This is a genomic window from Kitasatospora sp. NPDC001159 (genome assembly GCF_053598235.1).
On record NZ_JBSFJV010000005.1, the window covers coordinates 60,520 to 78,088 of the forward strand.

The 17,569-nt window shown below is 71.6% G+C and carries 15 protein-coding genes; all 15 read left to right on the forward strand.

All coding sequences use genetic code 11. From position 1 onward, the window contains the following. Positions 1-83: 83 nt before the first annotated feature. The 15 genes from ACWC9T_RS04475 to ACWC9T_RS04545 all read left to right on the forward strand — a co-directional run bounded on the left by ACWC9T_RS04475 (position 84) and on the right by ACWC9T_RS04545 (position 17,568). On the forward strand, positions 84-362 hold the full coding sequence (locus ACWC9T_RS04475; protein WP_449819555.1) for an HGxxPAAW family protein: 279 nt from the start codon (positions 84-86) through the stop codon (positions 360-362). A gap of 91 nt (positions 363-453) precedes the next feature. After that, positions 454-894, forward strand: coding sequence for a DUF2752 domain-containing protein (locus tag ACWC9T_RS04480; protein WP_449819556.1), 441 nt, complete (start codon positions 454-456; stop codon positions 892-894). Positions 895-1,077: 183 nt separating this feature from the next. Beyond that, positions 1,078-1,884, forward strand: coding sequence for an indole-3-glycerol phosphate synthase TrpC (trpC, locus tag ACWC9T_RS04485; protein WP_355673185.1), 807 nt, complete (start codon positions 1,078-1,080; stop codon positions 1,882-1,884). Between the two features lie 10 nt (positions 1,885-1,894). Further along, complete coding sequence (gene trpM / locus ACWC9T_RS04490; protein ID WP_355673186.1) at positions 1,895-2,044, forward strand: tryptophan biosynthesis modulator TrpM; 150 nt, start codon at positions 1,895-1,897, stop codon at positions 2,042-2,044. 52 nt (positions 2,045-2,096) lie between these two features. Continuing rightward, positions 2,097-3,347: a tryptophan synthase subunit beta gene (gene trpB, locus ACWC9T_RS04495; protein ID WP_449819557.1), complete on the forward strand. Its 1,251-nt coding sequence runs from the start codon at positions 2,097-2,099 to the stop codon at positions 3,345-3,347. Positions 3,348-3,349: 2 nt separating this feature from the next. Next, positions 3,350-4,174 (forward strand): tryptophan synthase subunit alpha, encoded by an 825-nt coding sequence (gene trpA / locus ACWC9T_RS04500; RefSeq protein WP_449819558.1) that lies wholly within the window; start codon positions 3,350-3,352, stop codon positions 4,172-4,174. A 209-nt stretch (positions 4,175-4,383) separates the two neighbouring features. Then, a complete protein-coding gene (locus ACWC9T_RS04505; RefSeq protein WP_449819559.1) occupies positions 4,384-4,629 on the forward strand; it encodes a hypothetical protein in 246 nt (81 codons plus the stop codon). A 138-nt stretch (positions 4,630-4,767) separates the two neighbouring features. Next, positions 4,768-5,286 carry a MauE/DoxX family redox-associated membrane protein gene (locus ACWC9T_RS04510; protein ID WP_449819560.1) on the forward strand — a complete coding sequence of 173 codons (519 nt, stop codon included), beginning with the start codon at positions 4,768-4,770 and terminating at the stop codon, positions 5,284-5,286. A gap of 65 nt (positions 5,287-5,351) precedes the next feature. Then, positions 5,352-6,215 (forward strand): DsbA family protein, encoded by an 864-nt coding sequence (locus ACWC9T_RS04515; protein WP_449819561.1) that lies wholly within the window; start codon positions 5,352-5,354, stop codon positions 6,213-6,215. Positions 6,216-6,391: 176 nt separating this feature from the next. Continuing rightward, positions 6,392-7,393: a prolipoprotein diacylglyceryl transferase gene (lgt, locus tag ACWC9T_RS04520; RefSeq protein ID WP_449819562.1), complete on the forward strand. Its 1,002-nt coding sequence runs from the start codon at positions 6,392-6,394 to the stop codon at positions 7,391-7,393. Positions 7,394-7,555: 162 nt separating this feature from the next. Beyond that, the gene (locus tag ACWC9T_RS04525; RefSeq protein WP_449819642.1) at positions 7,556-8,278 is read left to right on the forward strand and encodes a VIT1/CCC1 transporter family protein; all 723 of its coding nucleotides are present in this window, start codon (positions 7,556-7,558) and stop codon (positions 8,276-8,278) included. A 461-nt stretch (positions 8,279-8,739) separates the two neighbouring features. Then, a complete protein-coding gene (gene gltB / locus ACWC9T_RS04530; RefSeq protein ID WP_449819643.1) occupies positions 8,740-13,341 on the forward strand; it encodes a glutamate synthase large subunit in 4,602 nt (1,533 codons plus the stop codon). Then, positions 13,334-14,794, forward strand: coding sequence for a glutamate synthase subunit beta (locus tag ACWC9T_RS04535; RefSeq protein ID WP_449819563.1), 1,461 nt, complete (start codon positions 13,334-13,336; stop codon positions 14,792-14,794). The genes gltB and ACWC9T_RS04535 overlap by 8 nt, the downstream gene beginning before the upstream one ends. A gap of 395 nt (positions 14,795-15,189) precedes the next feature. Then, positions 15,190-16,062 (forward strand): helix-turn-helix domain-containing protein, encoded by an 873-nt coding sequence (locus ACWC9T_RS04540; RefSeq protein WP_449819564.1) that lies wholly within the window; start codon positions 15,190-15,192, stop codon positions 16,060-16,062. 48 nt (positions 16,063-16,110) lie between these two features. Further along, positions 16,111-17,568 carry an aldehyde dehydrogenase family protein gene (locus ACWC9T_RS04545; RefSeq protein WP_449819565.1) on the forward strand — a complete coding sequence of 486 codons (1,458 nt, stop codon included), beginning with the start codon at positions 16,111-16,113 and terminating at the stop codon, positions 17,566-17,568. The last annotated feature ends 1 nt before the right edge of the window (position 17,569 follow it).

Sequence of the window (17,569 nt, forward strand, 5' to 3'; positions counted from 1 at the left end):
TGTGGCCCGGCACAATGGAACCCGTCAACCCGCCGGCGGCCCCGCAGGCCCGGCCGGGCCCCGAGAGCCTAGGAGCACCATCGATGGCAGCAGCAGCACACGGCCACACCCCCGCCGCCTGGACCGGCGTCGTCATCTCCTTCGTCGGCTTCGGCATCGCGGGTGTCGCGATGATCCTGCCGTCGCCGCTGCTGGTCTGCGCCGGTCTGGCGGTCGTCGTGGCGGGCGGCATCGTCGGCAAGGCCATGGCGATGGCCGGCATGGGCAAGCAGGCGAGCAGCAACGTGTACAAGTCGGTCGAGGAGCAGACCGCGGCCCGCAAGGCGGCCCTCGAGGCCCGTGCTGACGCCGTCGCCGCCTGACGACCGGTACTCCTTATCGCACAACCGAACGGCGGGCGCGCCACGCCCGCCGTTTCGTTCTGTCCGGGCCCGGCGCGGGCACAATCGGGGCGTGAACGCCGCCCCCACCGCCTCCGCCCCGCCGCCCGTACTGCGCCGGCTGGGCCCGCCGCTGGCCGCGCTGGCGGCGACGGCCGTCCCCTCCGCGTACGTCGCCGTGGTGGACCCGAACGCCCCCGGGCACTACCCCGACTGCCCCTTCCTGGTCGCCACCGGCTGGTGGTGCCCCGGCTGCGGTGGCCTGCGCTGCGTCCACGCGCTCACCCACGGGGACCTCACCGGCGCCCTGCACGACAACGCTGCGGCGGTGCTGCTGTTCGGCGTCCTGGCGGTGCTCTGGCTGCGCTGGGGCTGGGCCGCGCTGACCGGCGGGCCGTCGCCGAGGGTCTCGGTCGGGGCCCGGCGCTGGGCCCTGATCCTCCTGCTGGTGCTGGTGTTCGAGGTGGTGCGCAATTCGCCGGTCGGAGCCGGGCTGGCACCGCCGCTGGTCTGACCAGGGGCTTGGACCCGGTGGGAGCCGGAGCCGACGGCCGCCGGACGGAGCGTCCCGTTCCGCGAGACGCGCTCCGGGCGGATGCGCCGGGTCACACCGGGTGCCGATACCATCGAAGAGTCGACGGGCCCCAGCCCGTCCGGCTCGGATGAGCCAACTGGCAGAAACGATGGGGGCTCCTGAGTGAGTGTGCTCGACTCGATCATCGAAGGGGTCCGTGAGGACCTCGCCGAGCGGCAGGCCCGGGTCTCCCTGGACGAGCTGAAGGCGCTCGCGGCCAAGGCCCCGGAGGCCAAGGACGGCGTCGCCGCCCTCAAGGGTGACGGGGTCCGGGTGATCTGTGAGGTGAAGCGCTCCAGCCCGTCCAAGGGCGCCCTGGCCGCGATCGCCGATCCGGCCGCCCTGGCGCGCGACTACGCGGCCGGCGGTGCCGCCGCGATCAGCGTGCTGACCGAGCAGCGCCGCTTCGGCGGATCGCTGGCAGACCTGGACGCCGTCCGCGCCGCGGTGGACACCCCGCTGCTGCGCAAGGACTTCATCGTCACCGCCTACCAGCTGTGGGAGGCCCGCGCGCACGGCGCCGACCTCGCCCTGCTGATCGTCGCCGCCCTCGACCAGCCGGCCCTGGTGTCGCTGATCGAGCGCGCCGAGTCGATCGGCCTCACGCCGCTGGTCGAGGTGCACGACGAGGAGGAGATCAGGCGCGCGGTGGACGCCGGGGCGCGGATCATCGGCGTCAACGCCCGCAACCTCAAGACCCTCGAGGTGGACCGCAACACCTTCGAGAACGTCGCGCACGCCATCCCGGACGGCATCGTCAGGATCGCCGAGTCCGGTGTGCGCGGCCCGCTGGACGTGATCAACTACGCCAACCTGGGTGCCGACGCCGTCCTGGTCGGCGAGTCCCTGGTGACCGGCAAGGACCCGCGCGCCGCGGTGGCCGACCTGGTCGCGGCCGGGGCCCACCCCGCCGTGCGGCACAAGGACTGACACCACCCCGATGAAGATCGCCACCCGACTCGCCCCCGGCTGCCGCCCGCGCGGCTGCCGCGCGCCCGCGCGCCGGGTGCTGGGGCGTCGGGTGCGGTACGTGATCGGCTGCGAGCCGGGGCAGGTGCCGGGGCGGCGATGGCGCGTGACGCTCGGCTGAAGCCAGCCGATCGGACGTCACCGTCATCCACATCTCCCCGAGGGAATCCACCATGTCCGAGAAGGACTACCTGCCCGGTGCCCAGGTGCCGGACGCTCGCGGCTACTTCGGCGCGTACGGCGGCCGCTTCATCCCCGAGGCGCTGGTCGCCGCGGTCGAGCAGGTCGCCGAGGAGTACGAGAAGGCCAAGGCCGACCCGGCCTTCACCGCCGAACTCGACGCGCTGCTGAAGGACTACACCGGCCGCCCGAGCCCGCTGACCGATGTGCACCGCTTCTCCGCCGAGGCGGGCGGCGCGCGCATCCTGCTCAAGCGCGAGGACCTCAACCACACCGGCTCGCACAAGATCAACAACGTGCTGGGTCAGGCCCTGCTCACCAAGCGGATGGGCAAGACCCGGATCATCGCCGAGACCGGCGCCGGCCAGCACGGCGTGGCCACCGCCACCGCCTGCGCGCTGTTCGGCTTCGACTGCACCATCTACATGGGCGAGGTCGACACCCAGCGCCAGGCGCTCAACGTCGCCCGGATGCGGATGCTCGGCGCCGAGGTGGTGGCCGTCAAGTCCGGCAGTCGCACCCTCAAGGACGCCATCAACGAGGCCTTCCGCGACTGGGTCGCGAACGTCGACTCCACCCACTACCTGTTCGGCACCGTCGCCGGGCCGCACCCCTTCCCGATGATGGTCCGCGACTTCCACCGGATCATCGGCGTCGAGGCCCGCCAGCAGGTGCTGGACCGCACCGGGCGGCTGCCCGACGCGGTCGTCGCCTGCGTCGGCGGCGGCTCCAACGCGATGGGCATCTTCCACGAGTTCATCCCGGACGCCGACGTGCGCCTGATCGGCTGCGAGGCGGCCGGCGAGGGCGCCGACACCCCCAGGCACGCGGCCACCCTCACCAAGGGCGACCCCGGCGTGCTGCACGGCTCCCGCACCTACGTCCTGCAGGACGAGGACGGCCAGACCATCGAGTCGCACTCCATCTCGGCCGGCCTCGACTACCCGGGCGTCGGCCCGGAGCACGCCTGGCTGAAGGACACCGGCCGGGCCGAGTACCGCCCGGTCACCGACGACGCCGCGATGCAGGCGCTGCGGCTGCTGTCCCGCACCGAGGGCATCATCCCGGCCATCGAGAGCGCCCACGCGCTCGCCGGGGCCCTGGAGCTGGGCCGCGAGCTCGGACCGGAGGCCACCATCCTGGTCTCGCTCTCCGGGCGCGGCGACAAGGACATGCACACCGCGGCCCAGTACTTCGGGCTGTACGACGAGCCGGCCGGCGACGCGGCTGACGGGGGTAAGTGATCATGGCTTCGAAGCTCAGTGCCAGCAAGCTCAGCGGCAGTCTGGCGGCCGCCAGGGCCGAGGGCCGCGCCGCGCTGATCGGCTACCTGCCGGCCGGCTTCCCGACCGTCGACGGCGGCATCCGCGCGGTCAACGCGCTGATCGAGGGCGGCTGCGACGTGGTCGAGGTCGGCCTGCCGCACTCCGACCCGGTCCTGGACGGCGCGGTCATCCAGACCGCCGACGACATCGCGCTGCGCGGCGGCGTGCGGATCAAGGACGTGCTGCGCACCGTCCAGGAGGTCGCCACCGCGCACCCCGGGGCGGCGGTGCTGGTGATGACGTACTGGAACCCGGTCGACCGCTACGGCGTGGCGCGCTTCGCCGCCGACCTGGCCGCGGCGGGCGGGGCGGGCTGCATCCTGCCGGACCTGCCGGTGGAGGAGTCCGAGGAATGGCGCAAGGCGGCGGATGAGCACGGGCTGGACACCGTGTTCGTGGTCGCCCCCAGCAGCAAGGACGCCCGGCTGGCGGAGGTCACGGCGGCCGGCAGCGGCTTCGTGTACGCGGCCGCGGTGATGGGTGTGACCGGTACCCGGTCGGCGGTCGGTTCGCTGGCTGAGGACCTGGTCGCCCGCACCCGGGCCACCACGGACCTGCCGGTCTGCGTCGGGCTCGGGGTCTCCAACGCGGAGCAGGCGGCCGAGGTCGCCCGGTTCGCGGACGGGGTGATCGTGGGGTCGGCCTTCGTCAAGCGGATCCTGGACGCCGGCGACGACGAGGCGGCGGCGCTGGACGCGGTGCGGGCACTGGCCGGTGAGCTGGCGGCGGGCGTGCGCAGGCACTGACGCGGACGTGCGGTGACGGCCCGCCACCCCTCGGGGGTGGCGGGCCGTTCTTTCGTGCCCGGCTCACCCGCCGTCAGCGGCGCGGCGGCCCCGAACGAGTGAACAGCGGCGGCGACACGCACCAGCCGGGGTTGACCGGCGTTGAGTGGAGGGACGAATGCACGGACGACGTGCACGGGGGTTGCCGGGAGCGAGCGAAGGGGTGAGCCGTGGCGGGTCTCCATCGGGCCGTGCTGCTGCGGGCAGCGGCCGCCGCGCTGGCCCTGGGCGCCGCCGTCGGCGCGCACACCGAAGTGGGGCAGGCGCTGGCCAAGCGGGGTGCCGAGCGGGCCGAGCGGGACGCGGTCGCCTGCGCCGAGGCGGCCCGCTGGGGCGCGGCCGAGCGGGCGGCCCGGACCCGGCGCGAGGGGCGCCCCGAGATGTTCGACCCGGGGCGGATGCCGGGGTGCCGCTGACGTACGGACGTTCGCTGAAATCGGACGGACCGTCATCAGATATCACCCATACGGCTTAATTCGCGAAAACGGAGGAACCGCCCTTCATCCCTTACGGTTCATCAGGATGTGAACGAGTTTCCCAAGGGGGGTTCCCTGATGGCCGGTCTGGCAGCGCAGCCCGGCGACGCGGCGCCCGCGTCGGCGGCGCGGCGGCCGGTGCCCGTCTGGAGCGAGTGGGTCGGTCTGGTCGTCCGGCTCGCCCTCGCCGTGGTCTGGGGCTGGGCCGGACTGGCCAAGATCGCCGACCCGGCGGAGGCCGCCCAGGCCGTCCGCGCCTACGAGATCCTGCCCGAGGGCCTGGTCAAGCCGATCGGCTACGGCCTGCCCTTCCTGGAGCTGGCGCTCGCCCTGCTGCTGGTGGTCGGCCTCGGCGTCCGGCTGGTCGCCGGGGTCTCCGCGCTGCTGCTGCTCACCTTCATCGCCGGGATCGCCTCGGCCTGGGCACGCGGCATCTCGATCGACTGCGGCTGCTTCGGCGGCGGCGGGCACGTCGACGCCTCGCAGACCGAGTACCTGCAGGAGATCCTCCGCGACACCGGGTTCCTGCTGCTCGCCGGGTGGCTGCTGTGGCGGCCCCGCACCCGGTTCTCGGCCGACGGCTGGCTGGCCAGCTGACCGTCCGGCCCCGTCCACCCCCACCCCCGCACCCGACGAAGGCCCCGACCGTGGATGTCAAGGCAATGAGCGAGAAGAACCGAGAAGGCAAGCGCACCGCCCGCGAGCGGATGCAGGCGCAGCGGGCGGCCGATCGGGCCTCCTCCAAACGCAAGAAGAAGCTGATGGTGGGCGGGGCCGTGCTGGCGGTGATCGCCGCCGCCGTGATCACCGGCGTCGTGGTGCAGAACGAGCGCTCCAAGCCCGAGACCCCGACCGCCGCCCCGGCCGGCACCATCGGCGACAAGAATCTGGTCATCCCGGTCGGCGCGGGCAACGCGCCCTCCGTCCTCACCGTCTACGAGGACCCGCGCTGCCCCGCCTGCGGCATCTTCGAGCGGGAGTTCTCGGCGACCGTCGACCAGTTGGAGGACGCCGGGAAGATCTACACCAACTACCACATCGTGTCGTTCATCGACCGGGCCGTACCGGGCAAGGGCTCCAAGACCGGCGCCAACGTGCTGGCCTGCGCCCAGGACGCCGGGCACTTCCGGGACTTCCACGACGTGCTGTACCGCAACCAGCCGGACGAGACCAACGACGCCTTCGGCAACAAGGCGGTCCTGCTCAACCTCTCCAAGCAGGTCAGCGGTCTGGACACGCCCGGGTTCCAGGCCTGCGTCAACGACGGCAAGTACGGCGGCTGGGTGTCCTCGGTGCAGCAGGACTTCGACAAGTCCAGCTACAAATCCACCCCGACCGTGCTGCTCAACGGCCAGCCGATCTACCCGAAGAACGGCGACGAGGAGATCACCCCGGCGAACCTGGTGAAGTGGGTGGACGCCGCGAACCAGGGCAAGCAGCCGGGCACGGCGGGCTCGCACGGGCAGACCCCGGCGCCGACCAGTGCTGCTTCGGAGGCCAACAACCCGTCTCCCGCCGCGGGCTGAGCCTGGGCCTGTCCTCGAACTCGCGTCGTCCCGCAGGCGGGAGTTCGAAGACAGGCCCCTTGGCCGCGCCGCCGCCCCCCTCCCCGTCCGGAGGCGGCGGCGGCGTCCGTTGTTCGATTTCTGTGACCCCAGGGGTGTCCGACCTGGGCGCCAGACCCTGTAGCGTCGGAACTGCCATGGATATCGCCTACATTCCCAGCCCGTCGCGGGGCGTCCTCTACCTCGGACCGATCCCGCTGCGCGCCTACGCCTTCTGCATCATCCTCGGTGTCGTCGTTGCCGTCTGGCTCGGCAGCAAGCGCTGGGTCGCCCGGGGCGGTGCCAAGCACACCGTCGGCGACATCGCCGTCTGGGCCGTGCCGTTCGGCCTGGTCGGCGGCCGGCTCTACCACGTGATCACCGACCACCAGCTGTACTTCGCCGAGGGGAAGAACCCCTGGAACGCCCTCAAGATCTGGGAGGGCGGCCTCGGGATCTGGGGCGCGGTCGCGCTGGGCGCGGTCGGCGCCTGGATCGGCTGCCGCCGCCGGGGCGTGCCGCTGCCCGCGTACGCCGACGCCATCGCGCCGGGCATCGCCCTCGCGCAGGCGCTGGGCCGCTGGGGCAACTACTTCAACCAGGAGCTGTACGGCCGGGCGACCACGCTGCCGTGGGGCCTGGAGATCCACAAGACCCTGCCCGACGGCGAGGCCGTGAGCGGGGTCTACCACCCGACCTTCCTGTACGAGTCGCTGTGGGACGTGGCCGTCGCGCTGCTCGTGATCTGGGCGGACCGCCGGTTCAGGCTGGGCCACGGCCGGGCGTTCGCGCTGTACGTGGCCGCGTACACGGTGGGCCGGTTCTGGACCGAGTGGCTGCGGATCGACGAGGCGCACGTCTACTTCGGCCTGCGGCTGAACGACTGGACCTCGATCGTGGTGTTCATCGGCGCCGTGGCGTACTTCGTGATCGTCGGCAGGACGCGGCCGGGCCGTGAGGACCCGGCGAGCATCGACCCGGCGGCGCACGAGGCGGCGGACGAGGCCGAGGGCAAGACGGGCGGCAAGACGGCCGAGAAGACGGCCGAGGTGAAGCCGGCTGAGAAGAAGCCGTCCCGACCGCTGGACAAGAACGCGGCCGCCGAACCGGCCGCCGCGGTCGCCGAGAAGACCGGCGAGGACGCCAAGAACCCGATCTGACCAGGGGCTTCCCCGTGACTGAGGCCACCCTTCGCGAGGCTTGCGAAGGGTGGCCTCAGTGCTGTTCGGACAGCCTTACTTTGCTGGAAGTTCCCAGGTCACGCGGGCTACGGTCGAGGCGACGAACAAAGACTGAGGGGAAGAACCGTGACTGCGACCACCCTGGAAGCCGAGCCGGCCCACCACCCGCGGATACCCGCGGCGGACCACCACCGGGACGTCAACGGCGGCTGGCTGCGGCCCGCGGTGTTCGGTGCCGTGGACGGCCTGGTGTCCAACTTCGCGCTGATGACCGGTGTGGTCGGCGGGGCGGCGTCCAACGGCACGGTGATCCTGACCGGGCTGGCGGGCCTTGCGGCCGGTGCCTGCTCGATGGCGGCGGGGGAGTACACCTCGGTGGCCTCGCAGCGGGAGCTGGTGCAGGCCGAGATCGAGGCCGAGCGGCTGGAGCTGAGCCGCAACCCGCACGGAGAGCTGGCCGAGCTGGCGCAGCTGTACATCTCGCGCGGGGTGGACCCGGAGCTCGCCCACGAGGTGGCCCGGCAGCTGTCCCGCGACCCGGAGCTGGCGCTGGAGATCCACGCCCGCGAGGAGCTGGGCATCGACCCCCACGACCTGCCCTCGCCGCTGGTCGCGGCCGGCTCGTCGTTCCTGTGCTTCGCGCTCGGCGCGCTGCTGCCGCTGCTGCCGTACCTGCTGGGGGCGACCACGCTGCTGCCCGCGCTGGCGCTCGCCGCGATCGGCCTGTTCGCCTGCGGTGCGGTGGTGGCCAGGGTGACGGCGCGCAGCTGGTGGTTCAGCGGACTGCGACAGCTGGTGCTCGGCGGCGCCGCGGCCGGGGTGACGTACCTGCTCGGCTGGCTGATCGGCGGGCACGTGGGATGACCCCCGCCCCGAACCGGAGGGGGAGCCCGGGGGAGAACGGGCGAGGAGCCGTGCATGACTATGCCGGGCAATGCGTGACGTTTCACACATGGGCCTCTCGCGGAGCCCGGCATAGTCTCATCATCCGGGCCTCGGAGCCGCGGATTCGCATCCGCGGACCGGGCTCCCGGGTTGGATTCGCAGGCACTCATGATCGGCTTGTGTGGCGATCCGGTTTCGCCCCTGTTTCGGGCCGTGGGTGGTTGGGCACAATCGAGAGGACGTGCGCTGTGGCACGTCCTCTCTTCCACGCCCCTGACCTGCGCATCCGTCCGCCATGTGGACGGGATATTCCGCTTCTCGGGATCCTGGGCATCATGTAACTTGCACGAACCCGCACCATCGCATCAGGGCCAACGTCGTCCCTACTTGCACCAACTTGCCGAAAGACGACGACGGGAGAGCCGATGCTGTCTGCATCCATGCACTCCGCCAACGAGCCTCAGGCCGGCGCCGCCCGCCAGCCGTACGCGCTCGTGCCGGATGCGCGACCTGCTGCTCAGGGCCTGTACGACCCGCGAAACGAGCACGATGCCTGTGGCGTCGGTTTCGTCGCCACGCTGACCGGCATCGCCGACCACACCATCGTCGAGCAGGCGCTGACCGTCCTGCGCAACCTGGAGCACCGCGGCGCCACCGGCGCCGAGCCGGACTCCGGTGACGGTGCGGGCATCCTGACCCAGATCCCGGACGCCTTCCTGCGCGGCAAGGTCTCCTTCGACCTCCCGGCGGCCGGCTCCTACGCCGTCGGCATCGCCTTCCTGCCGGACGCCGACGACGCCGCCGCGGCCGCCGCCGCGCAGATCGAGGCCATCGCCGTCGAGGAGGGCCTGACCGTCCTCGGCTGGCGCGACGTCCCGGTCACCCCGGACCTGCTCGGCGCCACCGCGCGCAGCGTGATGCCGCGCTTCCGCCAGCTCTTCATCTCGCACGGCGAGAAGGCCGGCATCGAGCTGGACCGGATCGCCTTCGTGGTCCGCAAGCGCGCCGAGCGCGAGGCCGGGGTCTACTTCCCGTCGCTGTCCGCCCGCACCCTCGTCTACAAGGGCATGCTGACCACCGGCCAGCTGGAGCCCTTCTTCCCCGACCTGTCGGACCGCAGCTACGCGTCCACGATCGGCCTGGTGCACTCGCGCTTCTCCACCAACACCTTCCCGAGCTGGCCGCTCGCCCACCCGTACCGCTTCGTCGCGCACAACGGCGAGATCAACACGGTCAAGGGCAACCGCAATTGGATGCGCGCCCGTGAGTCCCAGCTCGCCACCGACCTGATCCCCGCCAACAAGAATGGGCAGGGGCTGGAGCGGATCTTCCCGGTCTGCACCCCGAACCACTCCGACTCCGCCTCCTTCGACGAGGTCCTGGAGCTGCTCCACCTCGGCGGCCGCTCGCTGCCGCACTCGGTGCTGATGATGATCCCGGAGGCGTGGGAGAACCACGCCACCATGGACCCGGCCCGCCGTGCGTTCTACCAGTACCACTCCAACCTGATGGAGCCCTGGGACGGCCCGGCCTGCGTCACCTTCACCGACGGCACCCAGATCGGCGCCGTGCTCGACCGCAACGGCCTGCGCCCCGCCCGGTACTGGATCACCGAGGACGGCCTGGTCGTCCTCTCCTCCGAGGTCGGCGTGCTCGACATCGAGCAGGAGAAGGTGGCCAAGAAGGGCCGCCTGCAGCCCGGCCGGATGTTCCTGGTGGACACCGTCGAGGGCCGCATCGTCGAGGACGAGGAGATCAAGTCCGCCCTCGCCGCCGAGCACCCCTACCAGGAGTGGGTCAGCGCCGGGCAGATCCAGCTCGCCAAGCTGCCCGAGCGCGAGCACATCGCGCACACCCACGCCTCGGTCACCCGCCGCCAGCAGACCTTCGGCTACACCGAGGAGGAGCTGCGCGTCATCCTGGCGCCGATGGCCCGCACCGGCGCCGAGGCGCTCGGCTCGATGGGCACCGACTCGCCGATCGCCGCGCTCAGTGAGAAGCCGCGACTGCTGTTCGACTACTTCGTGCAGCTCTTCGCGCAGGTCACCAACCCGCCGCTGGACGCCATCCGCGAGGAGCTCGTCACCTCGCTGCTGTCCAACCTCGGCCCCGAGGGCAACCTGCTGGCCGCCGAAGCCGCCTCCTGCCGCTCGGTCGGCATCACCTTCCCGGTGATCGACAACGACGAGCTGGCCAAGCTGGTCCACATCAACGCCGACGGCGACCAGCCCGGCCTCAAGGCCGTCACGCTGTCCGGCCTCTACAAGGTCACCACCGGCGGCGACGGCCTGGCCGCGCGGCTGGCCGAGATCGCCGCCGAGGCCGACGCCGCGATCGCCGACGGCGCCCGGATCATCGTGCTCTCCGACCGGCACTCCGACGCCGAGCACGCCCCGATCCCCTCGCTGCTGCTCACCTCCGCCATCCACCACCACCTGATCCGCACCAAGCAGCGCACCCAGGTGTCGCTGCTGGTCGAGGCCGGTGACGTCCGCGAGGTGCACCACGTCGCACTGCTGATCGGCTACGGCGCCGGCGCGGTCAACCCGTACCTGGCCATGGAGTCGGTCGAGGACCTCGTCGCCCAGAACGTCTTCATCCAGGGCGTCGAGGCCGAGAAGGCGATCAAGAACCTGATCAAGGCGCTCGGCAAGGGCGTGCTCAAGGTGATGTCCAAGATGGGCATCTCCACCGTCGCCTCCTACCGCGGCGCCCAGGTCTTCGAGGCCATCGGCCTCTCCCAGGACCTGGTCGACGGCTACTTCGCCGGCACCACCACCAAGCTCGGCGGCATCGGCCTGGACGAGATCGCCAAGGAGACCGCCGCCCGGCACGCCAAGGCCTACCCGGCCTCCGGCATCCCGGCCGCGCACCGCGCGCTGGAGATCGGCGGCGAGTACCAGTGGCGCCGCGAGGGCGAGCCGCACCTGTTCGACCCGGACACCGTCTTCCGGCTGCAGCACGCCACCCGCAACCGCCGGTACGACATCTTCAAGCAGTACACGGACCGGGTGAACGAGCAGTCCGCCCGCCTGATGACGCTGCGCGGCCTGTTCCGGCTGGACGGCCTGGACCGGGAGCCGATCCCGGTCGAGGAGGTCGAGCCGGTCTCCGAGATCGTCAAGCGCTTCTCCACCGGCGCCATGTCGTACGGCTCGATCTCCCGCGAGGCCCACGAGACCCTCGCCATCGCGATGAACCGGCTCGGCGGCAAGTCCAACACCGGTGAGGGCGGCGAGGACCCGGACCGCCTCTATGACCCCGAGCGCCGCTCGGCGATCAAGCAGGTCGCCTCCGGCCGCTTCGGCGTCACCTCCGAGTACCTGGTCAACGCGGACGACATCCAGATCAAGATGGCCCAGGGCGCCAAGCCCGGCGAGGGCGGCCAGCTGCCCGGCCACAAGGTCTACCCGTGGGTCGCCAGGACCCGGCACTCCACCCCGGGTGTCGGTCTGATCTCGCCGCCGCCGCACCACGACATCTACTCGATCGAGGACCTGGCGCAGCTGATCCACGACCTCAAGAACGCCAACCCGGCGGCCCGCATCCACGTGAAGCTGGTGTCCGAGGTCGGCGTCGGCACGGTCGCGGCCGGTGTGTCCAAGGCGCACGCGGACGTGGTCCTGGTCTCCGGCCACGACGGCGGCACCGGCGCCTCGCCGCTCACCTCGCTGAAGCACGCCGGCGGCCCCTGGGAGCTCGGCCTCGCCGAGACCCAGCAGACCCTGCTGCTGAACGGACTGCGCGACCGCATCGTCGTCCAGACCGACGGTCAGCTGAAGACCGGCCGCGACGTGGTGATCGCCGCGCTGCTCGGCGCCGAGGAGTTCGGCTTCGCGACCGCCCCGCTGGTCGTCTCCGGCTGCATCATGATGCGCGTCTGCCACCTGGACACCTGCCCGGTCGGCGTCGCCACCCAGAACCCGGTGCTGCGCGAGCGCTTCTCCGGCAAGCCCGAATTCGTGGTCAACTTCTTCGAGTTCATCGCCGAGGAGGTCCGGGAGATCCTGGCCTCGCTGGGCTTCCGCTCGATCGAGGAGGCCGTCGGCCACGCCGAGCACATCAACGCCCAGGCCGCGATCGACCACTGGAAGGCAGCCGGGCTCGACCTGGCCCCGCTGTTCCACGTGCCGGCGCTGCCCGAGGGTGCCGCCCGGCACCGCACCACCACCCAGGACCACGCGCTGGACAAGGCCCTGGACAACCAGCTGATCGAGCTGGCCGAGGACGCCCTGGAGCGCGGCGAGACCGTCCGCATCCAGCTGCCGATCCGCAACGTCAACCGCACCGTCGGCACCATGCTCGGCCACCAGGTGACCAAGCGGTACCGCGGCGAGGGCCTGCCGGAGGGGACCATCGACGTCACCTTCACCGGCTCCGCCGGGCAGTCCTTCGGTGCCTTCGTGCCGCGCGGCATCACCCTGCGCCTGGAGGGCGACGCCAACGACTACGTCGGCAAGGGCCTCTCCGGCGGCGTCCTCGTGGTCCGTCCCGCCCGCGAGGCCGCGGCCATCGGCAACGACGCGCAGAACCACGTGATCGCCGGCAACACCATCGGCTACGGCGCCACCTCGGGCCGGATCCACCTGCGCGGCAAGGCCGGTGAGCGCTTCGCCGTCCGCAACTCCGGCGCCACGCTGGTCGTCGAGGGCGTGGGAGACCACGGCCTGGAGTACATGACCGGCGGCCGGGTCGTCATCCTCGGCGAGACCGGACGCAACCTCGCGGCGGGCATGTCCGGCGGCATCGCGTACGTCCTGGACCTGCGCCCCGCCAACGTCAACGACGGCATGGTGGGCATCGAGGCCCCCACCGCCGACGACCGCGAGTGGCTGCGCGAGACCGTGCAGCAGCACTACGAGGAGACCGGCTCCACCGTCGCCGCCGAGCTCCTGGCCGACTGGGGCAGCGGGGTCTCCCGCTTCTCCAAGATCATGCCGACCGACTACAAGGCCGTGCTCGCGGCCAAGGACGCCGCTGAGCGCGATGGCCTCTCCGAGGCCGAGACCACTCGCAAGATGATGGAGGCGGCACATGGCTGACCCCAAGGGCTTCCTGACCACGCCCAAGCAGCTGGCGGAGCGCCGCCCGGTCGACGTCCGGATCAAGGACTGGAACGAGGTCTACGTCGAGCGCAGCCTCCTGCCGATCATCACCAAGCAGGCCGGCCGCTGCATGGACTGCGGCATCCCGTTCTGCCACAACGGCTGCCCGCTCGGGAACCTCATCCCCGAGTGGAACGACCTGGCCTACCGGGACGACTGGTCCGGCGCCATCGAGCGGCTGCACGCCACCAACAACTTCCCGGAGTTCACCGGGAGGCTGTGCCCGGCGCCCTGCGAGTCGGCCTGCGTGCTCGGCATCAACCAGGACGCGGTGACCATCAAGAACGTCGAGGTCACCATCATCGACAAGGCCTGGGACCGCGGCGGGGTCACCCCGCAGGTCCCGGAGCGCCTGTCCGGCAAGACGGTCGCGGTCGTCGGCTCCGGCCCGGCCGGCCTGGCCGTCGCCCAGCAGCTCACCCGGGCCGGGCACACCGTGGTGGTGTACGAGCGCGCCGACCGCATCGGCGGCCTGCTGCGCTACGGCATCCCCGAGTTCAAGATGGAGAAGCGCCACATCAACCGCCGCATCGAGCAGATGCGGGCGGAGGGCACCCGGTTCCGCACCGGCGTGCACGTCGGCGAGGACATCACCGGGCAGCAGCTGCGCGAGCGCTTCGACGCCGTCGTGGTCGCCGCCGGTGCCACCACGGCGCGCGACCTGCCGGTGCCCGGACGCGAGCTCAAGGGCATCCACCAGGCCATGGAGTACCTGCCGCTGGCCAACAAGGTGCAGGAGGGCGACCTCGTCGACTCGCCGATCAGCGCCAAGGGCAAGCACGTGGTCGTGATCGGCGGCGGCGACACCGGCGCGGACTGCGTCGGCACCGCCCACCGGCAGGGCGCCCTGTCGGTGACCCAGCTGGAGATCATGCCGCGGCCCGGCGAGGAGCGGCCCGGACACCAGCCGTGGCCCACCATGCCGATGACCTACAAGGTCACCTCCGCGCACGAGGAGGGCGGCGAGCGGATCTACTCCGTGAACACCACCCACTTCAGCGGCGACGAGGACGGCAACGTCCAGGAACTGCACCTGGTCGAGGTCGAGTTCAAGGACGGCCGGTTCGAGCCGGTGCCGGGCACCGAGCGGGTCCTCCCCGCCCAGCTGGTCACCCTGGCCATGGGCTTCACCGGGACGGACGTGAAGAACGGTCTGGTCGAGCAGCTCGGCGTCGACCTCGACGCGCGCGGTAACATTGCCCGCGACGGCCGGTTCGCCACCAATGTCGATGGCGTGTACGTCTGCGGAGACGCCGGCCGCGGCCAGTCGCTGATCGTCTGGGCCATCGCGGAGGGCCGCTCGGCCGCTGCCGCGGTGGACAAGTACCTGGGCGGCAAGACCCCGCTTCCCGCCCCGATCCGACCCACGGACCGCCCGCTGGTGGTCTGACGGTCCTGACGGTCCGACCGGCCCCCTGAACCCCCGGCGCCGCATCGCCGGGAGCTCAACCCGCTGCCCCCGCCAGCGTCGCCGGGCCAACGCGGTCTCCTGGCGCCTGCCCTCTTCCCCGACCAGTTGGAGGGCGGGCGCCGTCGCGTTCCCGCACGCTTTACCGCGGGCGTTCCCGGGCAATTTCCCGCCCGCTTTCCCGCGAGCCCTCACCCGGTTCTTACCACCGTTCCCACCTGCCCTTTCGTCCGTGCACCGAGGGTTGGTTCACAGCGTTCTCCCAGGCTTCGCACAGCGGCCGGAAAGCGCCCCGGGACGGGCTGTTGTTCGTCGGTGCCAGGTGGCAGACTGCCGCCGACGGCCGGGGGGCTGCGCGAGTGCGGAGGTTGACTTCGATGGGCACGACTCAGGCAGGCGGAGGCGCCACCGTTCGGCGTCTGCTGCTCGGCACCCAGCTGCGCAAGCTCCGCGAGGCCAGAGGCGTCAGTCGCGAGGAGGCCGGCTACTCGATCCGCGCCTCCGAGTCGAAGATCAGCCGGATGGAACTCGGCCGGGTCGGCTTCAAGGAGCGCGACGTCGCCGACCTGCTGACCCTCTACGGTGTCGAGGCCGAGCAGGAACGCGCGACCGTCCTCGGGCTGGTCCGGGACGCCAACGCCAGCTCCTGGTGGCACGAGTACGGCGACGTGCTGCCCGCCTGGTTCCAGAACTACCTGGGACTGGAGGAAGCCGCCGCCGAAATCCGCAGCTACGAGGTCCAGTTCGTCCACGGGCTGCTGCAGACCGCCGACTACGCCCGCGCCGTGATCACCGCCGGCTGCCAGGGCCACGGCGTCTCGGACGAGGAGATCGGGCGCCGGGTCGAGGTGCGGCTCAAGCGCCAGGACCTGCTCACCGCCGAGCACGCGCCCCGTCTGCTCGCCGTCCTGGACGAGGCGGCGCTGCGCCGCCCCTGGGGCGGTCCCGGGCTGATGCGGGGCCAGCTCGACCGGCTGCTGGAAGTCGCCGAACTGCCCCATGTGCAGCTGCAGGTGCTGCCGCTCGGCACCGCCGGGCTGGCCGCCGAGGGCGGCGCCTTCAGCGTGCTGGGCTTCGCCGAGACCGAGCTCGCCGACGTGGTCTACCTGGAGCAGTTCACCACCGCGCTCTACGTGGACAAGCCCGCCGAGGTGGCCTCGTACCGCCAGGCGATGGAGGGGCTGCTGGCCGAGAGCCTCGGCCCCGAACAGACCCGCGACCTTTTGCACTCCGTACGCCAAGAGCTGTGATACGTCAGTACGATGAGGCCCCATCAGGTCGGGCATGAGAGGGATCAGATGTCGTACTTCTCCGAGTTGGCGCTGCAGTACATCGACGGCGAATGGTGCAGCGGCAGCGGCTCCTGGGACATCGTCGACGTCGACCCCTACACCGGCGACAAACTGGCCACCATCACCGTCGCCACCGTCGCCGAGGTCGACCGGGCCTACCGCGCCGCCGAGCGCGCCCAGCGCGGCTGGGCCGCCACCAACCCGTACCAGCGCCGGCTCGTCTTCGAGCGCGCGCTGCGGCTGGTGGAGGAGCGCGAGGGGGAGATCGTCCGGGCGATCACGGCCGAGCTCGGCGGCACCGCGCTGAAGGCGGGCTTCGAGCTGTCCCTCGTCAAGGACATGCTGCGCGAGTGCCTGCACCTGTCGGTGGCCGCGGAGGGCCGGCTGCTGCCTTCGCCCGCGCAGGGCAAGGAGAACCGGCTCTACCGGCTGCCGGTCGGCGTGGTCGGCGTGATCAGCCCCTTCAACTTCCCGCTGTTCCTCGCCCTCAAGGCCGTCGCCCCGGCGCTCGCGCTCGGCAACGGCGTCGTCCTCAAGCCGCACCAGGAGACCCCGGTGGTCGGCGGCAGCCTGATCGCCAGGATCTTCGAGGACGCGGGCCTGCCGGCCGGCCTGCTGAACGTGGTGATCACCGACATCGCGGAGATCGGCGACAGCTTCATCGATCACCCGGTGCCCAAGGTGATCTCCTTCACCGGCTCCGACCAGGTCGGCCGGCACGTCGCCACCGTGGCCGCCGCGCACTTCAAGCGCTCGGTGCTGGAGCTCGGCGGCAACAGCGCGCTGATCGTGCTCGACGACGCCGACCTCGACTACGCCGTGGACGCGGCCGTGTTCAGCCGCTTCGTCCACCAGGGCCAGGTCTGCATGGCTGCCAACCGGGTGCTCGTCGACCGCGCCGTGCTCGCCGAGTTCAGCGAGAAGTTCGTCGCCAAGGTCGCCTCGCTGACCGTCGGCGACCCCAAGGACCCGGCCACCCACATCGGCCCGCTGATCAACTCCGTCCAGGCCGACGCGATCAGCGCCCAGGTCGACCAGGCCATCGCCGACGGCGCCACCGCGCTGCTGCGCGGCGCCACCACCGGCAGCCTGATGGCGCCGACCGTGCTCACCGACCTGGCCGAGGACGCGCCCATCCTGCAGCGCGAGATCTTCGGCCCGGTCGTGCTGTTGGTGCCCTTCGACGGCGAGGACGAGGCGATCCGGCTGGCCAACCACACGCCCTTCGGGCTCAGCGGCGCGGTGCACACCGCGGACCTCGAGCGCGGCGTGCGGATCGCCCAGCGGATCGACACCGGCATGATCCACGTCAACGGCGGGACCATCGCGGACGAGCCGGGGGTGCCGTTCGGCGGGGAGAAGAACTCCGGGGTCGGGCGGCTCAACGGGGAGTCCACGGTGGACGCCTTCACCACGGTGAAGTGGATCTCGGTGCAGCACGGGCGGGCGCCCTTCCCGTTCTAGA

What these genes read in the sequence shown, in the direction of transcription:
- ACWC9T_RS04510 (WP_449819560.1), top strand. Translation starts at nt 4,768, where the DNA reads ATGGCCGGTCTGGCAGCGCAGCCCGGCGACGCGGCGCCCGCGTCGGCG.
- trpA (WP_449819558.1), top strand. Translation starts at nt 3,350, where the DNA reads ATGGCTTCGAAGCTCAGTGCCAGCAAGCTCAGCGGCAGTCTGGCGGCC.
- ACWC9T_RS04515 (WP_449819561.1), top strand. Translation starts at nt 5,352, where the DNA reads ATGAGCGAGAAGAACCGAGAAGGCAAGCGCACCGCCCGCGAGCGGATG.
- ACWC9T_RS04545 (WP_449819565.1), top strand. Translation starts at nt 16,111, where the DNA reads ATGTCGTACTTCTCCGAGTTGGCGCTGCAGTACATCGACGGCGAATGG.
- ACWC9T_RS04535 (WP_449819563.1), top strand. Translation starts at nt 13,334, where the DNA reads ATGGCTGACCCCAAGGGCTTCCTGACCACGCCCAAGCAGCTGGCGGAG.
- trpM (WP_355673186.1), top strand. Translation starts at nt 1,895, where the DNA reads ATGAAGATCGCCACCCGACTCGCCCCCGGCTGCCGCCCGCGCGGCTGC.
- ACWC9T_RS04475 (WP_449819555.1), top strand. Translation starts at nt 84, where the DNA reads ATGGCAGCAGCAGCACACGGCCACACCCCCGCCGCCTGGACCGGCGTC.
- gltB (WP_449819643.1), top strand. Translation starts at nt 8,740, where the DNA reads ATGCACTCCGCCAACGAGCCTCAGGCCGGCGCCGCCCGCCAGCCGTAC.
- trpB (WP_449819557.1), top strand. Translation starts at nt 2,097, where the DNA reads ATGTCCGAGAAGGACTACCTGCCCGGTGCCCAGGTGCCGGACGCTCGC.
- lgt (WP_449819562.1), top strand. Translation starts at nt 6,392, where the DNA reads ATGGATATCGCCTACATTCCCAGCCCGTCGCGGGGCGTCCTCTACCTC.
- ACWC9T_RS04540 (WP_449819564.1), top strand. Translation starts at nt 15,190, where the DNA reads ATGGGCACGACTCAGGCAGGCGGAGGCGCCACCGTTCGGCGTCTGCTG.